We start from the raw sequence: 23,714 nt of genomic DNA on the forward strand, positions 1-23,714 counted from the left end.
AGAAAATGGCCCAGCTTGCGCGTGGCTTCATTCACATAAAACGGACTTAACACAATGAAAAAATGGTTACTCACAGTTGCCGTGGCCGCTAGTTTTGGCGCACAGGCTGACGAAGGTATGTGGCAGCCCCATCAACTGCCTGCAATGGCTGATGAGCTAAAAGCAAAAGGCCTTGAAATTGATGCAAAATCGATTTCTAAACTCACCGAATTCCCGATGAATGCCGTGATAAGCCTTGGCGGTTGCACTGCATCATTTGTATCGCCAAAGGGCCTAGTCGTGACTAACCATCACTGTGCCTATGGGGCGATTCAATACAACTCCACTCCTGAGAAAAATCTGCTGCAGGATGGTTTTTTAGCTAAGACTTTCGCCGATGAATTACCAGCGACCCCTGGCTCACGTGTCTATGTGACTGAAGATGTCACTAATGTCACTGAGCGAGTTAAAAACGGGCTTGAAGGTAAAGTGGGCAGCGCCTTCTATCAAGGCGTTGAAAGCCAAGAAAAAGCGTTAGTTGCTGAATGTGAAAAAGAAGATGGTTACCGTTGCCAAGTGTATAGCTTTCACGGCGGCCTCGAATATTATCTGGTTAAGCAATTGGAAATCCGTGATGTGCGTTTAGTCTATAACCCAGCCGCGAGCGTGGGTAAATACGGCGGCGACGTAGACAACTGGATGTGGCCACGTCACACAGGCGATTTTTCTTTCTACCGTGCTTATGTATCTAAAGCGGGTAAACCAGCAGAATTTAGCAGCGACAACGTGCCATACGAGCCAAAAAGTTTCTTAAAAGTCTCGGCTAAAGGCGTGAGTGAGGGTGATTTTGTGATGGTTGCAGGCTACCCAGGTCGTACCAACAGATATCGCACAGCTACTGAAGTTCAAAATGAGTTTGAGTGGGCTTATCCCGAAGGCAAAATGCTGCGTGAACGCTTTATAGAGATCATTAAAGAAACCGCGCCAGAGGGCAGCGACGAGCGTATTAAGTACGAGAGTCAAATTGCTGGCCTTGCAAATTACGCGAAAAACTTCACTTCTATGATCGAGTTTTACGGCAAATCAACCATGTTGGCTGACCGTAAAGCCCTCGAAGCTAAGCTTGCGGCGTGGATAGCCAAAGACAGCAGTCGTGAAGCGAAATACGGTAAAACCTTAGCGGAATTAGATGCCTTGATTGCCAAAGGCAAAACGCATCAAGAGCGTGACATGATCTTAAGCTATATAGGCAGCACGACTATGTTGCCGACGGCGCGTAGCTTATATCGCCTCGCGAACGAGAAACAACTGCCAGATATGCAGCGTGAACCGGGCTTCCAAGATCGTGATATGACACGTCTAAAAGCCAGCATGGAGCGTATCGACCGTCGTTATGCGCCGAGCGTTGATAAAGCGGTATTGCTCGACATGCTAAAACGCTACGCCGCACTGCCAGAAGATCAGCGCCTACCCGCATTGGATAAAGCCTTTGGTATCGATAAAAAGTTTAGTGAAGCTAAGCTTTCGAAAACCTTAGATAAAATGTACGCCAAAACTGAGTTAGGTAAGAAAGACGTTCGTCTGGCGTGGATGGATAAATCCGTTGCCGATTTTAAAGCCTCTAAAGATCCTTTCATTCAATTCGCTGTCGCTATGTATGACACTGATATGGCTGAAGAAAAGAAAGAAAAAGAATTAGCGGGTGAACTAATGAAGGTGCGTCCGCAATATATGGATGCCATTATTGCTTACAACCTAGAGCAAGGTAAGCCAGTGTATGCCGATGCTAACTCAAGCTTACGTGTCACGGTTGGTCATGTGAAAGGCTATTCGCCAAAAGACGGTTTAGTGGCCGTGCCATTCACTCGCCTTGAAGGCATAGTGCAAAAGGACACGGGTGTTGACCCATTCGATGCACCGAAGAAAGAGTTAGAGCTGATTAAGCAGAAGCAATATGGTGATTTCTATATGAAATCAATAGATTCTGTACCAGTAAACTTTTTATCAACTTTAGATACTACTGGCGGAAATTCTGGCTCACCGACCTTAAACGGCCGCGCTGAACTCGTCGGCCTATTGTTCGACGGTGTATATGAAAGCATTATTGGCGGTTGGGCATTTGATAATGAAATTAACCGTTCTATTCATGTCGACAGCCGTTATATGCTGTGGGTCATGAAGTATTTAGATCATGCCGACAATTTATTAGCTGAGATGGAAATCGTTAAGTAATCCATTGCCGCACCAGCAATGGTGCGGCCTATAGTGGCATAGTGAATTTGGATTATCAGCATTCAAGTGCGATTTAGTGCTTTAAAAATACTGAAATAACAAGACAACAAAATAGCGATAAACTCACTGGGTTTATCGCTTTTTTTGTAGCTGTAATGGCCTGCTGACGGCGTTAAGATAGCTTCCGTGATAGGGGCGCTAGGGCATTAGCTCACCTTTTTAGCATTAACGTAACCAGTGGATTGAAAATATATACGCAACACACTTTTGGACAAAAGCGTGCTGGGTTTTACGCGAAATTATTTTCATTTTGGATAAACAAACATAATCCGTTGAGCAGAATCGTAGTTAGTGATGCGCTTAAGGATGTAACGCTTGGCTTGAGGCTTTACCTTTACACCATTTGCCGCTGCTGTGCTGCTTTTTAAACGCGCACATAGCATCCCAACGACCACTTATACCACTGTATTGACGACGAAACTCTTTAGCTGACGTGAGCCAAGCATCGGAGGCTATGCTTAACTCATTAAGCAGTTTCGGCCGTTGATTATCGATAAAGCCTTTTTTATCATGGCGAATCGCGCGCCCTGTCCAATCAATCAGTTCAAGATAATCAGCAAAATGAAACGCAATGCCTGTTTGCTCACCAAGGTGTGCGGCACCATCGAATTGGGCGAGGGATTTGTGCCTTGGTTGATGAAGATTATCGACATGATTAGAGGGGATTAAGTCGTTGTTGGGTGAATTAAGCTCGTTAATCCTTTCTTGAATTGATGTGAAATCAGATTGTTGCAAAGAGTCGGCAATCCCTGCTCGAATAGGGTTTAAATCGACGTACATCATACAGGCCAGTAATGCTTGCTCATCTAACAGCGCTTGCGACTTAAACCGCCCCTCCCAAAAGGCGCCTTTACACTCATCTTCACGATTAGCCTTGCGAGCAATTTCTTCATTTAAACAGCGCATAAACCAAGAAATATTGCTCAGTCGCTCATGCCATTCGGTCAGTAAGCCATCGAGCAACATGGTTTCACCGTCAATTAAGGTGTCACCCTTCATATACTTAGTCGCAACGGCATGGCCTTTGGTTATTTTGCACCAGCGACTGATAATATCTTTGTGCGTTAACGATTTAGCTTTTTCGACATCAATTTTAAGCACCAGATGATAATGGTTACTCATCACCGCATAAGCACAAATATCGATACAAAAAATTGCAGACAATACTTTGATTTTATCTACAATCCAGCCACGTCTATGCCCATAACTGCGCCCGGTGATTTTATCCTCACCGCACAAAAAAGTTCTGCGAACACAACGATTTATTACATGATGATAAGGCGTTGAATTCGCATCAATTAACTGTCTTCTGGTCGAGGTTATTACAAGTCACCGCACTGGCTAAATTAGGATGATTTAAAGCTTAGTTTAGAGTGCAAGAAAATACAAAAAGATATGGCTGTCCCCGCTTTTCCGCTTTTATTGTGCGTTAACGATTTAGCTTTTTCGACATCAATTTTAAGCACCAGATGATAGTGGTTACTCATCACTGCATAAGCACAAATATCGATACAAAAAATTGCAGACAAGACTTTGATTTTATCTACAATCCAGCCACGTCTATGCCCATAACTGCGCCCGGTGAATTTATCCTCACCGCACAAAAAAGTTCTGCGAACACAACGATTTATTACATGATAATAAGGCGTTGAATTCGCATCGATTAATTGTCTTCTGGCCGAGGTCATCACAAGTCACCGCATTGGCTAAATTAGGATGATTTAAAGCTTGGTTTAGAGTGCAAGAAAAAACAAAAAGATCTGGCTGTCCCCGCTTTTTTTGATTGGCAACCATGGCCCGATTGGTAATGGCGATAACATTCATATCGCGGGTAATCATGGTGGCGGTGCTGTAGGCAACGTTGTCGGCCGTGTTCTGTAATCGCACCCGCTCGGTCGCGACCACACCTGAGTCATACAAAGAAAATACCGCCAAACCAATTGCGGCAAATATCGCCAGAAAAAGGACGCTGGCGTATCCTGCCTGCCGGTGAGGGAATCGACTTAAATTAGCTTTTGCAGCGGCTCTGTATAACAGGTAGCGGTAGAACACTTGCATGGCTCAATCCTTGACCGTGGTTTCTGTCCTTCGAGTGGCGCACGCCGTGAACTCTTCCGATATTGAGAGCATGGAAAAGCCGACGGCGATGCTTGAATGCTCAGCCTTTATTCACATTAAATTTGTTGCTAGGGTGTGGGGACGCCTGCTATTGATACTCAGCCTTCCATAAAGTCAAAGGTTCGGCGGAGCACCATTGCCAGAATTTCTTCTCAACCAAGTCACTTGCCGCGGCAGCATCCCGCCCCTCAAACAAGCGCCAATTTTCCTCTGCAGATTTCAGGGCATACTGTCTCAAGTGACCGGTGACCCTTTCTAAATCAACCCCCTCCAACAGAACATCCCGGTAGAGCTCCCACGGTACTTGTGCATTGGGATCCAGTTGCTGGTTTCTGAAGAACCCCTCTGTGTAAACGCTGGCCGAACTGCCTGCCGACACACACTCGTCCCAACGTTTGCAGCGAAAGAAATACTCGTCCTCCGCCTCAGTCGTTCCTGTTAGCTCTCGATAGGGGCAAGCTCGTTCCCAAGCCTTATCGATATTGGTTTCGGCTATACCTTTGCGCGCCAGTTCAATCTCATAAGGCTTAGGAAACATCTCCAATAACAAGTCATAGCCGGATTTTTCCTCTGCAATGGAAAAAGCTGCTGCGCTGAACAGCGAGACACAAAGTAAAAGTTTTGTCTGAAATAACCTTATTCTGAATCGCATTTTTACACCTTAGTCACTGTTGATATGAAATTGAAATACATGCCAATCCTAATCATCGAGTTTACTTTTCCAAATCGACAAAGGTTCGACAGCGCACCATTGCCAGAATTGCTTTTTAACGAGTTTGTCAGCTTCACTAGCACTTCGCCCTTCAAACAAGCGCCAGTTTTCTTCAGCAAACTTCAAGGCGTAGTTATAAGAGTGCCCCGAACCGCCACCAAATTCTGCGTCATTTTTGGCCAAGTCTTCGCCATCTTTTTTCCACTGCTGAGGAATTTCCTCCCCAGTTTTATGGTGCTTGAAAAAACCTTCAGTAAACCGACTCGCATCAGCGCCCGCTGTTTTACAATCTTGCCAGCGGCGACAACGCAGGGGAGCTTTGTCTACATCGAAATCGCCCGAACCTTCAGTAAGCAAACGAGAGCTGTTATATGGACATGGCCGCTCCCAAGCATTATCTATGCTTGTTTCTGCCACGCTTTTACGAGCAAATTCAACCTCATGCTGTTTTGGTGCATTCGCAAGGATGCTTTGCACTGTTAGTACTTTTTCTTCCGCTATAGAAGTAGGTGTAGCGCTGAGCAGTGATATACAAAGTAAAAGTTTTACGTGAGATAACATTATTCTGAATCGCATTTTTGCAAAGTCCTTTGAGCATGAGTTTAGCTAGCTAAAAATGGGAAAAACCAACTGAAGTTATAGCCTTAGTTCCATTATGTCTTCGTTATTGACGATTCGTTTTCGGCGTCGTCTTTGTATCCGTTAATGTCTTCGTGTTTACTGAATGAGTAAACATTTTCTATTTATAATTTCATCAGCATATAAAAATATGGCTTTCGGAAAAAATTAATTGCCCTTTTATAAGGAGATGTATTGCTGATGGCTATAACACTAAAGAAGGATTTCTGACTAATTAGCTGTATAACTCAGCGCATCTTAATGTAATTTTGATTTGGTTATTAAGCTGCTTATATGTCATAGATTTTTTGAGCGCAACGCTAGTAAGGGAGGTGGCTTTTAAAGTTTGAAAATATGTCTCAAGCTTTGAAGTAATATCTAGGCTGAATTATTTTGCATTTTATCGTAATATCGTTCGCGCTTATGTTTTTAAGCTATGAGTTAAATTTCTATTTACCCACAGAAAAGGATTTTTTATGGGACATAAGACGTTATTGAGTGTTGTACTTTTGACCGCGACCTGCGGTGTCGCCACTTTTGCGGTGAATGCTGAATCGCTGTTTACTCCCTTTCCTGACGCCAAATCGCCTGAAGAAAAGCGCATCCACTTTACGCCCTTTGAACTTATCACCGCAGTGAATGGTGACAAGTTCACTCTGTTGCCTGTATCGGGGAAATTGACTCGACAAAGCGTTGAGCTTCCCGAGAGTTATAGTCCTGAGCATGTTATCAATAATTATTTGGCACAGCTAAAAAAGCTGAATGCTGAAGTGTTATTTAGTTGTCAGGCCGTCACCTGCGGTGATGGTCAAGTCATGCAAACTCAGCTAAAGCCGCTTAAAAGCGTGAATGCCGACTATCACAGTGCTTACGTGGCGGCAAAACTGAAAGGTACTCGCGGTGAGGTTTACACCAGTATCTATGTCGTCAATCGCGAGGACAGATATACCTATCTGCAAGTCGATATTCTCGACGCTATCCCTGAGCCGCTGGACTTAATCCAAGCGAATAGTGACTTTTTACAGCAGGCGCCGAAGAACATTGAGATTAAAGATAGGCGTAGTGACGATGCTCAAGGCTCGACAGACCATCCTTTGCTGGGACGTATGCCCGGCAGTTATATTACAAGTTACAAACAAACTAACTTTACCCAAGTGCCTGTATTGGTGGGGATCTCGGGCGCAAATTATCAAACCAAATCGCTGGACGCCAAGCTTACCCAAATAAGTTATCAGATGCCTGAAAGCTATTCCCTGTTTGAAATTAACAGCAATTATGCCGCAGCCGCACAAAAGCTTGCAGCAGAGCGGGTATTCCATTGCAAAGGCACGGCTTGCGGCGACGATGATAGCCTGATTAATGTCATCAAATTAATCAAGGACGATAAAGAGGACGAATGGCAGGAGTATCAGCTGTTTAAGCTTAGTCACGCAAAGGGCGATGTTTACTTCGATATCTATTCCCAAGGATATTTCGATGGCACACCTGCCGATACTACCCTCAGGGTAATGGAACTCTCTACTCTGAAGGATGATCGAGTGGCGATTGACCTCAATGCTTTGACCGATGCGATTAGCCAAACTGGCAAGGCGACGTTGGAGGGATTGCTGTTTGATTATGACAGTGAGCGCATGTTGCCTGAGTCCAAACCTGTACTGGAGGTGCTGGCAAGCTATCTTAAGCAGCATCCGGCGATGAGTTTTTATGTGGTTGGACATACCGATGACAAGGGCGAGCGGAGTTACAATCAAAGCCTGTCGGAGCGCCGCGCCGCAGCTGTGATTAAGCAGTTGAGTGACGGGTTTCAAATTCCGTCGGCCCAATTAACCGCCCACGGTAACGGGGAATATAGCCCTGTCGCCAGCAATACTAATGACGCCGGACAAAAACTGAATCGCAGAGTGGAGTTAGTACTTCGTTCCGATAAAAAGTAGCTCATATTAATAAGCTTGAAAGGGGAGCTTCGTTTTATAGAAACGCCTGAGTCATCTCAGGCGTTTCTATCTTCATTGGAGTTCATTGGAAGATATTGTTCGCGCGGGCATTTGTCTAAAATTGAGGTTAGTAGCTTGAGTGTATTCGCCACTTGTCTTTCTCTAAATTGTCACTGCGGCTTTAAGCACTGCAACTTCCTGTGGGGTGAGTGGCCGCATCGCTCCTTCGGCTAAGGATTCTAGCGTTAATGTCATTAATGCGACGCGCTGTAAGTCAATTACCTTATAGCCTAAGGCGCTGGACATACGCCGAATTTGTCGATTTAATCCCTGAGTCAGCACGATTTCAAAGCTGTCCGAACTGAGGCGGCGGACTTGGCAGGGCAGGGTTTGCAGGTCTTTATAACGCACTCCACTGGCCATTTGTTCAATAAAATCATCTGCGAATGGCCTATCGAGGCGCACATGGTAGGTTTTGCTGTGGGCAAAACTGGGGTGCATCAGTTTATGGGTCAGCTCACCATCGTTAGTTAACAGCAGTAGGCCGCGGGAGTCCTTATCGAGTCTGCCGACGGGGTAGAGTCTTGGTGCTTTGGGAAGTAGGTGTATGAGGCTCGTTTCATCCTGCTCAAGCAGACGGCAATCTGTGCCCACAGCTTTGTTAAATACCCAATAGGCGAATGTTTCGGCTTTAGTGATAGGTTTGCCATCAAACTCAATACTGTCGAGGCAGTGTAATGACTCGTCTAAACAGATGGGATCTGTGTGGCGGGCGATACCGCCATTGAGTGTGATGCGCCCGGCCTCAATCAAACGGCAGGCTTCACGGCGTGAGCCTATGCCACACTGGGCGAGGTATTTTGCTAAGCGCATGGATTACCCTAAAGTATTTGGCGTTCTTGGGCGCGATGATACAGTATTTTTGATAGGCGCCGCATTGCAAAGGCTAGGCTTAAACACCAAATGATACTCAAGTTAGTTTGGAGCCACATATTGGCTGAAACAGTACAAAAGTGTGTTTGGGGCACACAGGGAGGGAAATCCAATATTGTCCAATCTAATTGCAGGGTTAAACTCACTGCACTACAAAAGCTGATCAGGCTCAAATAGAACAGTGGCTTTGGGCAAATAAACCGAGGCACTATCCCCGCTATAATCACAAGGCTGTGTAAGATAAGGGTGCTTAATAGATAACTCGTTGAAACTATTCTGTGTATGCTCAAAAAATTAATGGGGAATATTCCCATCAAAATCACAGAGACTCCTACCCAAGCACCTGTAAGTGCTATGCATTGGCTGAACGTATCCAGTTTTAGTAAGTAGAGCCCGGTCATTGAAATGAGTATGCAGAGTCCTGCAGCCAATAAGCTTAAATTAAACACATAAGCGAGGGGTGAGTTGATATAGTTACCTAAAAAATCAGCTCGTATTTGTAAGACTTGAACTCCAATGTTTTGATATTCAGCATAAATAGCAATTAAAACTCCAGAAGCACTAATAAAGGCTGCGCCTACAATCAACCATGTAATAAGACGATGTAGATCGTAATAACTTGGTTCTTGGTGATAAAGAGGATTCATGGAGACTAAAAATATGCTGATGGGATATGACCACATTGAATGCGGTAACTTGCCTGAATTGTTTAATGAAGGCAAGCGAGTTGATGCTTTTTCGTCAAAAGAGGGCTTTAAAATGACAAGGAACGCCTAGTGCGTTCCTTGTCATAAACGTTAGATTTTACTCATGCGACTCAAATATCATTTAGTGTCGTTTGCGGAAAATTACAATCGCAACAGCCACTACGGCTAAAATCATACAGTACCAAGCGTGTGATACCGCTGCTAATGGCGTGATGCTAAAGGTCGAAGCAATCAAGAGTGCCTGTGCACCATACGGGATCAAACCTTGGATAATACAGGCGAAAATATCGAGTATGCTGGCGGCACGTTTTGGACTCACGCCATGCTTCTCTGCTAAGTCTTTTGCAATATCACCCGTCACCACGATAGAAACCGTGTTGTTAGCCACACAAGAGTTAGTCACTGCGACTATACCTGCCATACCTAGCTCAGCTGCACGGCATGAAGCTTCACCTTGCGCCTTAGAGAAACGAGTGATCAGCTTTTCAATCTGTTTACTCACAAAGGCAAGACCACCTTGCTGCTGCATGAGTGCGGCTAAACCACCCACTAGCATAGACAGAATGAAAATCTCCTGCATATTGCTAAAGCCAGCATAAATATCTTTACCGAATTGGATCACGCCGTAATCCATAGTAAACAGGCCGGTTGCGCCCGCTAATAAGATACCTAAGGTCAAGACCACAAATACGTTCAGACCCGCCACGGCTAAGATCAAAATGGTCAGATAAGGAATGACCTTAATAAGATCGATATTCTGCGTTGCTAATTCTGCTTGGCCTTGTCCGGCAAATACAAAGGCGATTAAGGTTAGCAGTGATGCGGGGATAGCGAAAATCAAATTTTCACGAAATTTATCTTTCATATCACAGCCTTGGGTGCGCGTAGCTGCAATTGTGGTATCGGAAATAATCGACAAGTTGTCACCAAATAGGGCGCCAGACATCACGGCTCCCGCCATCAGTGCATAGTCGATTTGCGCTTGGTCGGCTACGCCTAGGGCGATGGGAGCGACAGCCGCGATTGTCCCCATAGAGGTTCCCATGGCCGTTGCGATAAAAGCGGCAATCACGAAGAAACCAGGTAGTAACAGGTTCGATGGTATTAACGATAAACCAAGAGCAACAGTAGCATCGACGCCGCCAGTGGCTTTAGCGACTGCAGCGAAGGCGCCTGCAAGTAAGTAAATTAAACACATAGCAATAATATTGCTGTGACCAATACCGCCAATAAAGGTATCAATCGATTGATTTAATTTCTGTTTTGATAAAATCAACGCCAGAATGATTGCAGGTAAAATAGCGATAACGCTGGGTAATTGATAGAAGGCAAAGTCGACACCTTGGCTTTGGAAATACACACCCGCGCCAATGAAAAGACCAAGGAAAACAAATAATGGCAACAGGGCAATAAAAGATGCCGGGCTGTGCTGTGCTGCTGTTGGATTGCTCAAATGTTATCTCTCTTTCGCTTAGGGTTTTTCCGCAGGATCCTTGGCAGTCAAACTCGCTTAAATTCAGTGTTGCCTCGGCATCGTATCCTAGCAACTTGAGGCAAAGCATATTTGATCCCTGATAACCTGTCAATTTAGACGTCTAGATGTTTTTACTTCCGTTGTGATCGCTAGGTTATTAATAGGTTGTATAAGATGAAAATTAGTCTTTATTTTAATTACTAATCAATAATTTACCTGTTTTCATTTAGATTGAGTTAGAGGGTTTATATCTGATTTAGCGTGTATTTCAACTGAATGGAATAGCGTAAAATTTAAGCAGATGACTGGTGTGATGGAGTAAGCCGGCTATTTATTGCTCCATTTAGTTTGAGTTGTTGGTGGGTAAGCCAGCATAAATAGCGTAAATGATGAGTGGCATTAATCAATAGGGCTCATTTGGGGACGTATTGACTTAGTTCGCTTGTGCAGCGTTGTGATAGCAATGATAAGTCAAATAACTTTAATAAAACCTTAATAAGCAATCTATTGTTTTTAAATATAAAACAGTTTCAAGCATCTAAAATCCCCATAAAAACTAATGGCAACAATTTGTATTGAAGTAGAGACTTTAATAGAATCCGCACAAATTATGTTAATTGCTCTTAGTGCTTTGTTTAAATTTAACTGGATGAAGCGTTTATTGCTGATCCCTCAGATCTTCCTACTACAGTGGGTATTATCATGATACGTCGCGCTAAGCCATTACTCGGAACGCTGGTGGAAATCGCTGCCGAGTCACTGCCAAATCAAAGCGGTGAGGTACTACTTAAAGATAAAGCATTGGAAGCGGCTATTAGCGCGGCTTTTTCGCGTGTGACCCATATTGGGCGGTTGCTGAGCTTCCATCAACAGGACAGCGAGTTAAATCAGTTAAATCGGCAGCCGGGAATTTGGGTAACGTTAAGCCAAGATAGTTTACGAGTGCTCAAGTTGGCTAAGGGGCTGGGTAAGGCGAGCAACAACTTATTCAATTGTACCGTTGGCGGCGAAATGATGTCTCGCGGCGCTTTGCCTGCTTACCTTGGTATGCCATTGTTATTGCAAGGTGACTGGCAAGATATTGAAATAAAAGGTAATCAAGCGCGATTAGCTAGACCGCTAATTTTAACCTTAGATGGTATAGCTAAAGGTTATGCGGTTGATATGGCAGTGAGTGAGCTGCGTCGCGCTGGCGTGAGCGGAGGTTGGGTCAATGCGGGTGGCGATTTAAAAGTTTTTGGCAGTGCATCTTTAAATGTAGTGTGCCGCGGTCCATTAGGAGCGAGCCAAAAGCTTTGCGTTAGCAATATGGCGCTCGCCAGCTCAAGGGTCTCACAAACCTTAAGTCATGATTACCCTGCACTATTACTGCCAACTGGCAATGTTGCCGATACGAACATCGATGCTGAAAGCGAGCGTATTGTTAGTGTGAGAGCCTCTTTTGCTTGGCGCGCCGATGCGTTAACGAAAGTCGCTGGCTATCTTAATCCCGACTTGGCCGCTGAAAAAATTGCTCACTTGGGTGGGCAATTAGTCAGTTTTGATTGATGTATCTTTTGGTTGTTTTACAGCTTTTGCAGATGATTGAATTAGAAATTCAATCATTACTGTGAGTTAACGTTAAGCAGTTAGTACTGTTATTCGCACTTTAACGGGTGAATCGATACAACTTGGGTTTCGTTACCGTTATTTGCAACTTGCATACGGTTGTGGGCTTTTATTGTCTTCAAGCTTTGCTTGGTATTATTTCCATTAAAAAGAGTGCCTACATTGGGCACTCTTTTCGTTTCAATAGCTTATCGCTAACTATGTGTCGTTAGTCATTTATCTTAAGCGACTTTAAATCGCGCAACTTCTTTTTGTAGGTTGCTGCAAATGGCTTTAGTGTTGACGACTATTTGCTGAGTTTCTTGGATCACTAAGTTGCAGTATCTTGTTTTATCGGATAATTCGGTCAAGTTACGATTAATTTCTTCGGTCACATGGGTTTGCTCTTCGGTTGCAGTCGCCGTTTGAGTGGACATCTCACTGACCTTAGAGGTGGAGTTTAGAATTTCATCTAATGCATCTTGGGTCTGGCTGGCGAGGGTCACGGTTGATGTGGTCAGGCTAGCTCCCGATTCAATGCTTTTAACCGCATCATTTACTCCGCGTTGCAACTCTTCAATCATGCGCTGAATATCTTGGGTTGAGGTTTCGGTACGACTCGCCAGTGTACGTACTTCATCGGCAACTACGGCAAAGCCACGGCCCTGTTCGCCAGCGCGCGCCGCTTCAATGGCCGCGTTAAGGGCAAGGAGGTTAGTTTGCTCAGCGATTGAGCGGATCACATCAAGCACTGAGGCAATATTGGCAGAATTGACTGAAAGTTTTTCAATAACAGTCACGGCATTTTTAACTGATTCAGACAGTTGCTGAATATGATTAACGGACTGGGCGAGGATATTCTTACCCTCTACTGTTTGGTCATTCACCTTAGTGATTTCGGTGGCAGTATGAAGAGCGTTACTGGCGACTTCTCTTACGGCTGCACTCATTTCATTCACTGCTGTGACAATGGTATCGACAAACTGCTCTTGTTCATGGCTGATGTTGATTGTGGTAGCTGACTTAGTTGCAAGGCTTTCAACGGTTTGGCTCACATCTTTAGTTTGACCAATAATCGAGATGACCATTTGCTGTAGCTGCTCTACAAATAAGTTAAATGCATGGGCGAGCTCGCCGATTTCATCCTGACGTGTGATAGGGATCCTTTGGGTTAAGTTACCGTCACCATCGACAATGTCATTGATCCTGCTAGTGATATCTTCAATTGCATTGACTATAATTTTAGGGCCGAAGTAGGCAATCAACAGCGCCACAATGGCGACTAAGCTCGCTATCGTTAAGGATATTTGGGTTTGGGTGGTTGCCTGTTCCGTTGCTTGTAAATCTAGCTCTTTTACTCTGTTATCGGCGGCTTCGCCCGCGGCATTGTAGATATCTCTTAATGCCTTAAATTCTTGCTTGGATTTGGTTTCGTGGAGTTGTTTCGCGCGTTCAAAATCATTACTTTTAACGGCATTAATGACCTCTGATGAGGCTTGATACCAGAGCGAAAACTGCGCCTCAAAGCCATTGGTTGATTGCAGTACTTGCAGGTGATCTGTAAGGATTTTTTTAAATTCTCCCATTCTGTCACGGGCTTGATCGACATTCTCTTGCCAGTTATCAATCTCATTTTTGCGATTATCGGCAGATAATTCTTCCCTGAGTAACACTTCTTCACTTAGCTGCGCTTGATAAAGGTCGCGATCTGCATTGAGAATTGCCGAAATTGCGGGATTAAATAACTGACTAAATTCCTGCATCTGTTTCACAGTAGCACGGCTTTGCATAGCGTCGGTGACTGCCATGACAATGAGCGCTGTCGCCATAATGGCAAACATCAGTGAAAACTTAACGCGAATACTGTTAAACATAGGACGATCTCCATTAATAACTTAATAAATAGCTTAGCCGTTATTTATAGAATTGCCTTTGCGTGCAGCAGATTGCGATGGGATTTTGTACGCATTGAAATAAGCGAAACCGCCTTGGTCACTGTTACCAAGGCGTTGACGCATTACTTTGGATTATTCAGGACAAGCTAGGGTAGGGATGACTTTAGGCTTAGGTTTTATCTGCACTAGCATGACACCAATAATCACCATAGAACCGCCAATATAATGATAAATGGCTAAGGTTTCATCTAGGATGATGGCCGCCAGTATCGCCGCAATAATAGGCATTAAATTAAAGAATACGCTGGTGCGATCGGCGCCGAGTTTGCTTATGCCATTGATCCAAGCCCACGGCGCTAAAAGTGAGGCAGCGATAGCAGCGTAAAGTATCAGTGGTGCTGATTGGGCACTGATCGCTATGCTGGGACTCGTAAACAGCAGTGGCGTTAGCATGAATACGGCTATGAGTCCTTGAATATAAACCGATTCCCAAGTCGGTAGTGGCAGTTGCCAGCGTTTCAGTAATACGCCATAGAGCGCATACACAAAGGCGCTAAAGAGCAACAGTAAATCACCTTGGGTCACGCCGATGGCAAGGTTCATCATATCGCCGTGACTGAGCATAAAAATCAATCCAAATAGCGAGATTAAGGTGCCACCAAAGGCTAACGGTGATAATTTTTGCTTGAGTAATGGCACGGCTAAAAACAGACTGATCATAGGCACGAGAGAGGTGATTAATGCCATATTTGTTGCCGTGGTGGTAGCCGCCGCAAAATAGGCCAGACTTTGGTTTAGCACCATACCTAACAAAGCCAAAGTAGCGAACTTAGGTAACAAAGGTAGTATCACTTGGCGTTTTTGCCAGACGCGACTTGCGACAAAGGGGGTTAACAATAACATAGCGAAAAACCAACGGTAAAATGCTATGGCTTCAGGATCGATAATCCCAAATGAGAGCTTGTTGACTATCGAATTGCCTGCCCAAATTAATACGGCCAACAGGGGGAACAAATACAGCATGGTCTTGCCTTTAGGTACTGGCTAAAGTGACTGGCCTTAGCTTATGGCTTATCACTTGAGCATCCAGATAATAGATTAGTGGCTATTATCCATGGTCGGTTATGATATAAATATCGCTTATCAGACAAGGTCAGTTCCTCTACGGACAAGCGTAATCTGGGTTAGCGATTTCGTTTGAGTTTTTAGACCACCATAGCTTTGAGGGCATCAAAATGCGCACGGTTTACCATCCGCTCACGGCAGAGCAAGAGCCTGCTGCAGATATCTTCTTCAACTATGAAGCTTTCCTGCCAAATACGGTAACGCCAAAACATCAACATGTTTGGGGGCAACTGCAGTTAATCAGCGGTGGAATTATGGAGTTACATGCTGCAGGGCAACGGTTTTTATCGCCGTCACAATATGCGATTTGGGTTCCTGCGGGGATAGAACATGAAAGTTACACTCGGCGCAGTATTCATTATTGCTCGATGAATATAGTTGCCGAGCGGGCTGCGGCTTTTCCCATAGAGACCTGTCTTTTAGCCGTGACACCCATTGCCCAATCGATCGTGAACGATCTGCGGGAGCGGCAAGTCACTGTGGCAGACACTGCGGCGGATAAGCGACTGGTTGAGGTTTTGCTCGATCAGCTGACCTTGGGTAAAGCTCTACCGCAATTTCTGCCCACCGTTTCAGATAAACTGTTACAGCCGTTGTTGTTGGCACTTGAAGCCGACCCTGCGAGTTCGAAAACCTTTAAATCTTGGGCCAGTGAATTACATACCACTGAGCGTACTTTAGCTCGTCGTTGCCAAGAGGTTCTGGGGATGAGTTTTACTGAGCTAAGACAAAGGCATAAGTTTATCTATTCCTTACAACTATTACGTCAGGGACTTGCGATCAAAGAAGTGGCATTGACGCTCGGCTATAACCAAACTTCGCCTTATATCGTGATGTTTAAAAAATATGCTCAGTGCTCACCTGAGCAGTATCGCCGCCGATTGTGATTGAGTGGCTGAAGGAGCAAGGCTTAATAAAGGCGAGATAATGAGATCCTATGCGAAAGTCGCGCTAGATGATGCACTAAAAATATTGGGGGAAACTGTGAAATAAGATAGGGTGCTAAAGTATTAACACCCTATTTTCGGCCTATTTAAAGAGAGGATTTAAGGTTTTTACAGAGTTAGATAAGTTAGTCGGAAGCCTTTTGGCGGTTCCGTTTATCTTGACGCTTCTCTTTTAAGGTTTTCATTGGCGGTTTTTTGTTTTTTTCTTTACTCATAGATATAAACTCCAAAGTGAAGGTTACTATCCGAACCCGCGCCGCAAATCGGTTTCGATAGTTGGGCTCAATTTTTATTTCAGGCTTTAATTGAGACGGTTTATTTATAAAGAGTATAAAAATAAATTTAACGATTGAGGCGCCGTGCTAAACCTCTTAACCCCTTTGCTGTTTACTCTAAAGCGCTGCCATGACTTATACGTAAATAGTTGCAAAGAGTCGTTAATTGCAGTGTTAAACTTATTTAAAGTGTCTCTTTAATAAATATCGCGGCCAGTTAATGACTTCAAAATAACATTCCCTCTTATTATATTATGTTGAAAATGCCGCTATAAGCCGCCGCTATAAGCCGCCGCTAATAGCGAGTTCAAAGCATGTTGCCACTGAATTGAACATGCTTTATTTTAAAATGCTTACAGCCTAATAATCATATCTTTAAAATTTTCTGAAATGTTGTCAAGTAGCAATACTCAATAGCTATTTACAAAAAGTATGCCCAAATGATTTTTCCTATACAGACTTTTTAGGTTGTTTTTTCGTTAAACTGACATCTTTAATCATAAACAGAACTGGTTTGCCTAAAATGCTCACCTCTGCCAATTCGCCCTTTGATAACCCAAGTAAGCTGACGCCTAAATCTGATATGACAGAGAAACGTCCTGCACTGGGTTTATGCCTTGGTGGATACACGAGTTCAATTTGGTACTCTTGCTGATCCTGCAGATTAACTAAGTGAATTTCTCGTCCCACAGTCACTTTATCACTCGTCGTATCATGCTTTAGCTGCTCAAGCTTACTAATCACGCCTGCCAAAGCCGTTGGGCGTAGAGAGGCATTAAAACTGTTTTGTAAATAATAGGTTTCAGTTTTTAGAATAAAATTCTGGAAAAGACCACTAAAAAAAGAATATGCCATTGCCGCCTCTGAAATAACAAAGTTAAAATATAAGCATAGAAATTAAAATGAGTATTACTCTGTGCTTATTTCACAAGAAGTTATAATTCTGCCGAGCGCGAGTGACGCTCGGCTTAGACTGGGAATTTGAGCGAGAGGCGGATTGAGCTTACTGAACTAGATGTGTTAGCTAACACATGGGAAAATAGTGATGAAAATGCAGTGCTAAACATAGTGTTACATCTCCAGTCAAAAGTTGATATTCGATTGATTATTTATTTTTTTGTATATCGATTTAGTATATCGGTCTTGCCATTAACTAAATAAGTAATTGCTTGGCTGATACCATAGGTCAAGTAAAAATATAAAGCAAGCCTAACTAAGCTAATCTTGCTGAATATACTGATAACAGTAAAGTTGGGTTTAACATTTTTTTAACTTTGCCACATTGGGGGCTAGTCTTCGTCAATTTAATGCTAGCACTCGTAAAGTAAACTGAGCACTTGTTAATTTGGCGCAAATTAATTCAACCATTGAATATTCTAGTGCATTGTTGCTAGATGCTATGGGCACTAACTGAATTAAGCCTTAATATAAGCTTCTAAAGTCAATATTTACTTAGGTTGTTAAGCCCGCACCTTTTAAAAGTATTTTGATACACATAGAGACGAGGAACAGACAGCTTACGCTCGTACACCAAATCAGCACTAACCAGCCGAGTCGATAGGCGAGGGATTTCGTTTGGGTCGTCATGTTGATCTCCTGCATATGTAAAGTCATCTAAGGTGAATCAGCGACCTAAGCCAAGTTAGCTTAGGTCGCGTTTTGGGAAGCCTCTTCTTTTATCTGAGTCATGGCTAGTGATAGCCTGCATCCTTGGTCACTTTGCCGCGGAACACGTAGTAGCTCCAAAAGGTATAAACCAAAATCAGCGGGATGATCATCAGGGCGCCGACGAGCATAAAGCTCAGGCTGCTGTCGGGGGCAGCTGCCTGCCAAAGGCTGATATTGGGCGGAATAATGTGCGGCCAGATGCTGATACCTAAGCCACTAAATCCTAAGAAAATCAGCCCTAGAGTGAGTAGGAATGGCTGATAGTTATCATCACGATTTAGGGATTTTATCAAGGCCCAACTGCAGGCTAATACCAGTATTGGCACTGGGGCGAAGTAGAATAAATTTGGTAAACTAAACCAGCGCAGGGCAATATTGGGTTGCACGAAGGGGGTCCATAAACTGACTAAACCTATGGTCATCAACAGGCATAAGGTCAGTGCTCTGCCGAGTTGTTGCATGGTCGTTTTAAGCTCGCCTTGGCATTTTTTTACTAACCAAGTTGCGCCGAGCAGAGCATAGGCCAGCATTAGGCCAAATCCACAGAAAAGTGAGAAAGGCGTTAACCAATCGAAACTACCGCCGCTAAATTGTTGGTTACTCACCGAAATGCCGGAGATAAACGCCCCCAGCACTACGCCCTGTGAAAAGGTGGCCGTGATAGAACCGAACATAAACGCTTTATCCCAGAATGGTTTAGCTTCTGCGCCCGACTTAAATCTAAACTCAAATGCCACGCCGCGAAAAATCAATGCCAGCAGCATGATGAGCAGCGGTATGGTTAGTGCTTCGAGTACTATTGCATATGCGAGGGGAAAGGCACCGAGCAGACTAGCGCCGCCGAGCACTAACCAAGTTTCGTTTCCATCCCAAACGGGGGCGACGGTATTGACCATAATATCCCTGTCGTCCTCATCGTGAATGAAGGGAAACAGTATGCCGATGCCGAGATCAAAGCCATCCATCATGATATACATTAAGGTGGCAAAAATGATGATCCCGAACCAAATCAAGGGTAGATCGAATTCCATGGTGAGCCCTTAAATATGCTTAAGATTGAATAAGTAAAACTAGATTAAAATTAATGGCTTGTTGCTGCGCTATCTGGCCCTTTGCGGATGAGTCGCATCATATAGCGATAACCAACGCCAAAGATGCCACAGTAACTGACGATAAAAATCCCTAGGCTGATACTTAGGTGGGTAACGCTGTGGGAAGACACTGCATCCTGAGTGCGCATCAATCCTTGGATCACCCAAGGTTGACGGCCAAGTTCGGTAGTGAACCAGCCCGCTAGTGTGGCGAGCAATCCGGCGGGGCCGAGCACCAATACAAATCGCAGAAAGTGTTTGTTGCTGTAGAGGCTGCCTTTGCGCCTGAGATAAGCACTCCACAGTCCAGCAAAAATCATCAATAAGCCTAAGCCGACCATGAGCCTAAAACTCCAGAACACTAACAACACATTGGGTCTGTCCTCGGCGGGATACTCAGTCAAGGCTGGCACTTGTTTGCTTAAATCATGCTTTAAGATCAGGCTCGCGAGCCCTGGGATTTCGAGACTGAAGTGGTTTTTCTCTGCGTCCATATCGGGAATCGCAAACAAGATAAGCGGTGTGGGTTTGTCACCCTCATTACGCCAATGGCCTTCCATCGCCGCGACTTTTACAGGTTGATATTCAAGGGTATTTAAACCATGAAAATCACCAATTACAGCTTGCAGCGGCGCGACAATTAACGCCATCCACATCGCCATAGACAACATCTTACGGATCGCGGGCGTGTCGTTTCCTTTGAGTAAATGCCAAGCCGCCGATGCGCCCACAAAGAAAGCCGATGAAATAAAGGCCGCCACTGTCATATGGGCTAAACGATAGGGAAATGAAGGGTTAAACACTATCTGAAACCAATCCACAGGAATGACGCGATTGTTCACGATTTCAAAACCTTGGGGCGTCTGCATCCAGCTGTTTGAAGCTAAGATCCAGAAGGTTGAGATAATCGTGCCCGTGGCGACCATACAAGTGGCAAAGAAATGCAGGTTTTTGCCTACCTTCTGCTGACCAAATAGCATGACCCCCAGAAAACCCGCTTCGAGGAAGAAGGCGGTAAGCACTTCATAGGTGAGTAGCGGCCCAGTCACGCTGCCCGCGAAGGCGGAAAACGCGCTCCAATGGGTACCAAATTGGTAGGCCATCACTATGCCTGAGACCACGCCCATGCCGAAGTTAATCGCAAAAATCTTCGACCAAAATTGATAGAGTTGTTGGTACACCTCATTCGCTGTTTTCAGCCATAAACCTTCTAATACTGCTAGATAGGTGGCGAGGCCGATAGTGATGGCAGGGAAAATAATGTGAAAAGAGATGGTAAAAGCAAATTGGATTCTAGCGAGTACTGTGGCATCAAAATCAAACATAATTTCCTCGAGCGATAGGCATTTCTCGTTACAAAGGCATTGATCTAGTCGCGTGCACTGAGCCCTAAATTGGCTCGACGGTGAAAGCTTGTGTGCTATTAGACCATGGGATATGCTAGCTATAACAGACACAGAATATCTTGGCTTGGCTATAACAGATGACGAAGTACGAGCAGTTAGCGCAGGAATTAAAGACACGAATAGCCCAAGGTGTCTGGCAGGCGGGGGACAAGTTGCCGTCGCTGCGCCAAACTGTGGCCGATTCGGGCTTGAGTCTGATGACAGTGCTCAATGCCTATCAGTTATTGGAAAGCCAAGGCGTGATTTCGGCGCAGGCTAAGTCTGGCTATTTAGTGGCGCCAAAGCCGGAATTAATCGCGCGCCAGGGAGAAGCCTTTCGTTATCCCGAGCGGCAAAAGCCGATTTATCTTTCCGATAGTGTGGATATTAATGAGTTTGTCTTCAATGTGCTGCAGGCTTCAAAGCAGGCGGACATAGTGCCCTTTGGCTCAGGATTTCCCGATCCTAGTTTATTCCCACAACAAGCACTGGCGCGATCTTTGGTTAAGGTGACTCGGCACATGTCACCTTCTTTTGCCGCCGATAATTTACCGCCAGGCAATGCGGGATTGCGTAAGGCTATTTCCCAACGTTATGCCAAATTGGGCATGAGCATTTCGCCCGACGAAATCATCATTACCTCGGGTGCCATGGAGGCGCTCAACTTGAGCTTAGCGACGCTGACTCAAGCGGGTGATTGGGTTGTCATTGAATCACCGACCTTTTATGGCGCGATGCAAGCCATTGAACGGCTTAAACTCAGGGCGATTGCGGTTGCTACCGATCCACAACAGGGGATTGATCTTGAGGCGCTGGCAGAAGTGTTAAATACCTATCCAGTGAAAGCCTGCTGGTTGATGAGCCAACATCAAAATCCCTTAGGTTGCAGCTTATCGGATGCTAAAAAACAGGCGCTTTATCAGCTACTAAATGAGCATAAAGTCAGTTTGATTGAGGATGATGTTTATCAAGAACTCTATGTCGACTCTAGCGCGCCAAGGCCAGTAAAAGCCTTCGATACCGAAGGACGGGTGTTGCACTGTGGCTCATTTTCTAAGTCTTTGATTGCTGGTTATCGTGTCGGCTGGGTATCGGCAGGATGCCATGCACCGCAGTTACAACGTTTACAAGTCATGTCGACGTTATCGACCAGTGCGCCGATGCAGCTCGCCATCGCCGATTTTATTCAGTCGGCGCAATATGAACGGCATTTGAAACAGTTACGTAAAAAGTTAGCCAGCCGTAAATTGGCCATGTATCAATTATTGTGCGCGCATCTGCCCGAATCTGTGGGGGTCAACTTCGCCCAGGGCGGCTATTTTCTCTGGTTAGCGCTGCCATCACACATGGACGCTACACAAATTTATTATCAGGCGATTGAGCGTGGGATCAGTATTGCACCCGGAAATCTCTTTAGTAATCAGGTCGAATTCCGCCATTTTATGCGTTTGAATGCCTCATACGAGTGCTCGCCAGAGATAGTCTCTGCGGTCGTGGTGCTGGCCGAACTTATCCGTAACTATTCGCGCCGAAGTTAAAGGCTGTGGCTAAAAAGTTTTAGACTTCTAGATGTCTATCTGTTAGCTTGTTGAGCATGCACAAATCTTGTGCAATTCTCAATGTCGATTGAATACTGGGCTGCTACGGATAAGGAAGGGAAAATGAAATTAGAGTCACTGGCATTACACCACGGTTATGAGTCAGAAGCGACCACGAAGGCGGCCGCAGTACCTATCTATCAAACGACCTCTTATACCTTCGATGATACCCAGCATGGTGCTGATTTATTTGACTTAAAAGTCGCTGGTAATATTTATACACGGATAATGAATCCTACGACTAGCGTGCTAGAGCAACGTCTGGCAGCCATTGAAGGCGGCATAGGTGCGCTGGCCGTGGCATCAGGTATGGCGGCGATTACCTATGCGATCCAAGCCCTGACTCAAGTTGGCGATAACATTGTCAGCACCAGTCAGCTCTATGGCGGCACCTATAATCTGTTTGCCCATACGCTGCCGCGCCAAGGCGTTGAAGTGCGTATGGCGGCTTTCGATGATTTTGAAGGCCTCGATGAGCTGATCGATGACAAAACTAAGGCCTTGTTCTGCGAATCGATTGGTAATCCAGCCGGCAATATTGTCGATTTACAGCGTTTAGCCGAGATTGCCCATAAACATGGCGTGCCTTTAATTGTCGATAATACGGTCGCGACTCCAGTGTTATGTCGCCCCTTTGAGCATGGCGCCGATATCGTTATCCACTCTTTAACTAAATACATTGGTGGCCATGGAACAACGATTGGCGGGGTGATTATCGATTCAGGCAAGTTCGATTGGGTGGCGAATAAGGAAAGATTTGCCTTACTCAATCAAGCCGATCCTTCCTACCACGGCGTGGTTTACACCGAAGCCTTTGGTCCTGCTGCATTTATTGGTCGTTGCCGTGTAGTACCGCTGCGTAATACTGGCGCCGCACTGTCACCGCACAGTGCATTTTTACTGTTGCAAGGCCTTGAAACCTTAAGCCTTAGAATGGAGCGCCATTGCTCGAATGCGCTAGCATTAGCCGAGTATTTAGTGTTGCATCCTGCGGTCAGTTGGGTGAACTACGGCGCCTTGCCGAGCAGCCCTTATCAGGATAATTGCCACAAGATCACTGGCGGAAAAGCTTCTGGGATCATCAGCTTTGGGATTAAAGCGGTCACAGCAGAAGAAGGTAAGCTTGCTGGCGGACGTTTTATCGATGCACTGCAGATGATCCTGCGTTTAGTGAACATTGGGGATGCTAAATCCTTGGCCTGTCACCCTGCGAGCACTACGCACAGACAGCTCGATGCCGATGAACTCGCAAGGGCGGGTGTGTCAGAGGATCTTATCCGTATCTCGGTTGGGATTGAGCATATCGACGACATCATTAACGATGTGGCGCAGGCGCTTGATAAGGCACTGGTTAGCAAATAGTTCTTATTGAGTAG

General features: G+C 45.0%; 19 protein-coding genes and 1 pseudogene. 6 read left to right on the forward strand and 14 right to left on the reverse strand.

Going from position 1 to position 23,714, the window contains the following annotated elements; translation table 11 throughout:
- Positions 1 to 54: 54 nt before the first annotated feature.
- On the forward strand, positions 55 to 2,211 hold the full coding sequence (locus L5L77_RS08785; protein ID WP_168824932.1) for a S46 family peptidase: 2,157 nt from the start codon (positions 55 to 57) through the stop codon (positions 2,209 to 2,211).
- 360 nt (positions 2,212 to 2,571) lie between these two features.
- Here the strand turns inward: L5L77_RS08785 and L5L77_RS08790 are convergent, their stop codons facing one another.
- The 5 genes and pseudogenes from L5L77_RS08790 to L5L77_RS08810 all read right to left on the reverse strand — a co-directional run bounded on the left by L5L77_RS08790 (position 2,572) and on the right by L5L77_RS08810 (position 5,662).
- Positions 2,572 to 3,594, reverse strand: coding sequence for a transposase (locus L5L77_RS08790; protein WP_263192060.1), 1,023 nt, complete (start codon positions 3,592 to 3,594; stop codon positions 2,572 to 2,574).
- A 104-nt stretch (positions 3,595 to 3,698) separates the two neighbouring features.
- Positions 3,699 to 3,959 (reverse strand): annotated as a pseudogene (locus L5L77_RS08795) (alpha-amylase family glycosyl hydrolase); the annotation flags it as partial.
- Entirely contained in the window at positions 3,865 to 4,329 is a 465-nt protein-coding gene (locus L5L77_RS08800; protein WP_263185476.1) for a TadE/TadG family type IV pilus assembly protein, read from the reverse strand. The pseudogene L5L77_RS08795 and the gene L5L77_RS08800, both read right to left, overlap by 95 nt.
- A 148-nt stretch (positions 4,330 to 4,477) precedes the next feature.
- Entirely contained in the window at positions 4,478 to 5,041 is a 564-nt protein-coding gene (locus L5L77_RS08805) for a hypothetical protein (RefSeq protein WP_263185477.1), read from the reverse strand.
- 48 nt (positions 5,042 to 5,089) lie between these two features.
- Positions 5,090 to 5,662 (reverse strand): hypothetical protein, encoded by a 573-nt coding sequence (locus L5L77_RS08810; protein WP_263222582.1) that lies wholly within the window; start codon positions 5,660 to 5,662, stop codon positions 5,090 to 5,092.
- 533 nt (positions 5,663 to 6,195) lie between these two features.
- On the opposite strand from L5L77_RS08810, the gene L5L77_RS08815 reads away from it, so the two are divergent.
- The gene (locus L5L77_RS08815) at positions 6,196 to 7,653 is read left to right on the forward strand and encodes an OmpA family protein (RefSeq protein WP_263185480.1); all 1,458 of its coding nucleotides are present in this window, start codon (positions 6,196 to 6,198) and stop codon (positions 7,651 to 7,653) included.
- Between the two features lie 162 nt (positions 7,654 to 7,815).
- Here L5L77_RS08815 and L5L77_RS08820 read toward each other — a convergent pair whose 3' ends face one another.
- The 3 genes from L5L77_RS08820 to L5L77_RS08830 all read right to left on the reverse strand — a co-directional run bounded on the left by L5L77_RS08820 (position 7,816) and on the right by L5L77_RS08830 (position 10,746).
- Complete coding sequence (locus L5L77_RS08820; RefSeq protein ID WP_263185481.1) at positions 7,816 to 8,526, reverse strand: 23S rRNA pseudouridine(2604) synthase RluF; 711 nt, start codon at positions 8,524 to 8,526, stop codon at positions 7,816 to 7,818.
- A gap of 8 nt (positions 8,527 to 8,534) precedes the next feature.
- Positions 8,535 to 9,233 (reverse strand): hypothetical protein, encoded by a 699-nt coding sequence (locus L5L77_RS08825; protein WP_263265190.1) that lies wholly within the window; start codon positions 9,231 to 9,233, stop codon positions 8,535 to 8,537.
- Between the two features lie 181 nt (positions 9,234 to 9,414).
- Complete coding sequence (locus tag L5L77_RS08830; RefSeq protein ID WP_105250033.1) at positions 9,415 to 10,746, reverse strand: Na+/H+ antiporter NhaC family protein; 1,332 nt, start codon at positions 10,744 to 10,746, stop codon at positions 9,415 to 9,417.
- 723 nt (positions 10,747 to 11,469) lie between these two features.
- Here L5L77_RS08830 and L5L77_RS08835 point away from each other — a divergent pair.
- Positions 11,470 to 12,315, forward strand: coding sequence for an FAD:protein FMN transferase (locus L5L77_RS08835; RefSeq protein WP_263175751.1), 846 nt, complete (start codon positions 11,470 to 11,472; stop codon positions 12,313 to 12,315).
- Positions 12,316 to 12,596: 281 nt separating this feature from the next.
- Here L5L77_RS08835 and L5L77_RS08840 read toward each other — a convergent pair whose 3' ends face one another.
- Together L5L77_RS08840 and L5L77_RS08845 are read right to left on the reverse strand one after the other, a co-directional pair.
- On the reverse strand, positions 12,597 to 14,228 hold the full coding sequence (locus L5L77_RS08840) for a methyl-accepting chemotaxis protein (RefSeq protein ID WP_212600405.1): 1,632 nt from the start codon (positions 14,226 to 14,228) through the stop codon (positions 12,597 to 12,599).
- 153 nt (positions 14,229 to 14,381) lie between these two features.
- Positions 14,382 to 15,272: a DMT family transporter gene (locus tag L5L77_RS08845; protein ID WP_113939865.1), complete on the reverse strand. Its 891-nt coding sequence runs from the start codon at positions 15,270 to 15,272 to the stop codon at positions 14,382 to 14,384.
- Positions 15,273 to 15,484: 212 nt separating this feature from the next.
- On the opposite strand from L5L77_RS08845, the gene L5L77_RS08850 reads away from it, so the two are divergent.
- Positions 15,485 to 16,261 carry an AraC family transcriptional regulator gene (locus L5L77_RS08850; RefSeq protein WP_263185482.1) on the forward strand — a complete coding sequence of 259 codons (777 nt, stop codon included), beginning with the start codon at positions 15,485 to 15,487 and terminating at the stop codon, positions 16,259 to 16,261.
- 785 nt (positions 16,262 to 17,046) lie between these two features.
- Here L5L77_RS08850 and L5L77_RS08855 read toward each other — a convergent pair.
- The 4 genes from L5L77_RS08855 to L5L77_RS08870 form a co-directional block, all read right to left on the reverse strand.
- Positions 17,047 to 17,451, reverse strand: coding sequence for a GreA/GreB family elongation factor (locus L5L77_RS08855; protein WP_028759523.1), 405 nt, complete (start codon positions 17,449 to 17,451; stop codon positions 17,047 to 17,049).
- A 597-nt stretch (positions 17,452 to 18,048) separates the two neighbouring features.
- Entirely contained in the window at positions 18,049 to 18,183 is a 135-nt protein-coding gene (locus L5L77_RS08860) for a DUF2474 domain-containing protein (protein WP_105250029.1), read from the reverse strand.
- A 104-nt stretch (positions 18,184 to 18,287) separates the two neighbouring features.
- On the reverse strand, positions 18,288 to 19,295 hold the full coding sequence (cydB, locus tag L5L77_RS08865) for a cytochrome d ubiquinol oxidase subunit II (protein WP_263185483.1): 1,008 nt from the start codon (positions 19,293 to 19,295) through the stop codon (positions 18,288 to 18,290).
- Positions 19,296 to 19,345: 50 nt separating this feature from the next.
- A complete protein-coding gene (locus tag L5L77_RS08870) occupies positions 19,346 to 20,680 on the reverse strand; it encodes a cytochrome ubiquinol oxidase subunit I (RefSeq protein WP_263185484.1) in 1,335 nt (444 codons plus the stop codon).
- Positions 20,681 to 20,838: 158 nt separating this feature from the next.
- Between L5L77_RS08870 and L5L77_RS08875 the strand changes: the two genes are divergently transcribed.
- Together L5L77_RS08875 and L5L77_RS08880 are read left to right on the forward strand one after the other, a co-directional pair.
- A complete protein-coding gene (locus L5L77_RS08875) occupies positions 20,839 to 22,278 on the forward strand; it encodes a PLP-dependent aminotransferase family protein (protein ID WP_263185486.1) in 1,440 nt (479 codons plus the stop codon).
- Between the two features lie 123 nt (positions 22,279 to 22,401).
- Positions 22,402 to 23,700 carry an O-acetylhomoserine aminocarboxypropyltransferase/cysteine synthase family protein gene (locus tag L5L77_RS08880; RefSeq protein ID WP_263185488.1) on the forward strand — a complete coding sequence of 433 codons (1,299 nt, stop codon included), beginning with the start codon at positions 22,402 to 22,404 and terminating at the stop codon, positions 23,698 to 23,700.
- Positions 23,701 to 23,714 lie beyond the last annotated feature (14 nt).

Source organism: Shewanella sp. SM29 (genome assembly GCF_025654245.1).
Classification (GTDB): domain Bacteria; phylum Pseudomonadota; class Gammaproteobacteria; order Enterobacterales; family Shewanellaceae; genus Shewanella; species Shewanella oncorhynchi.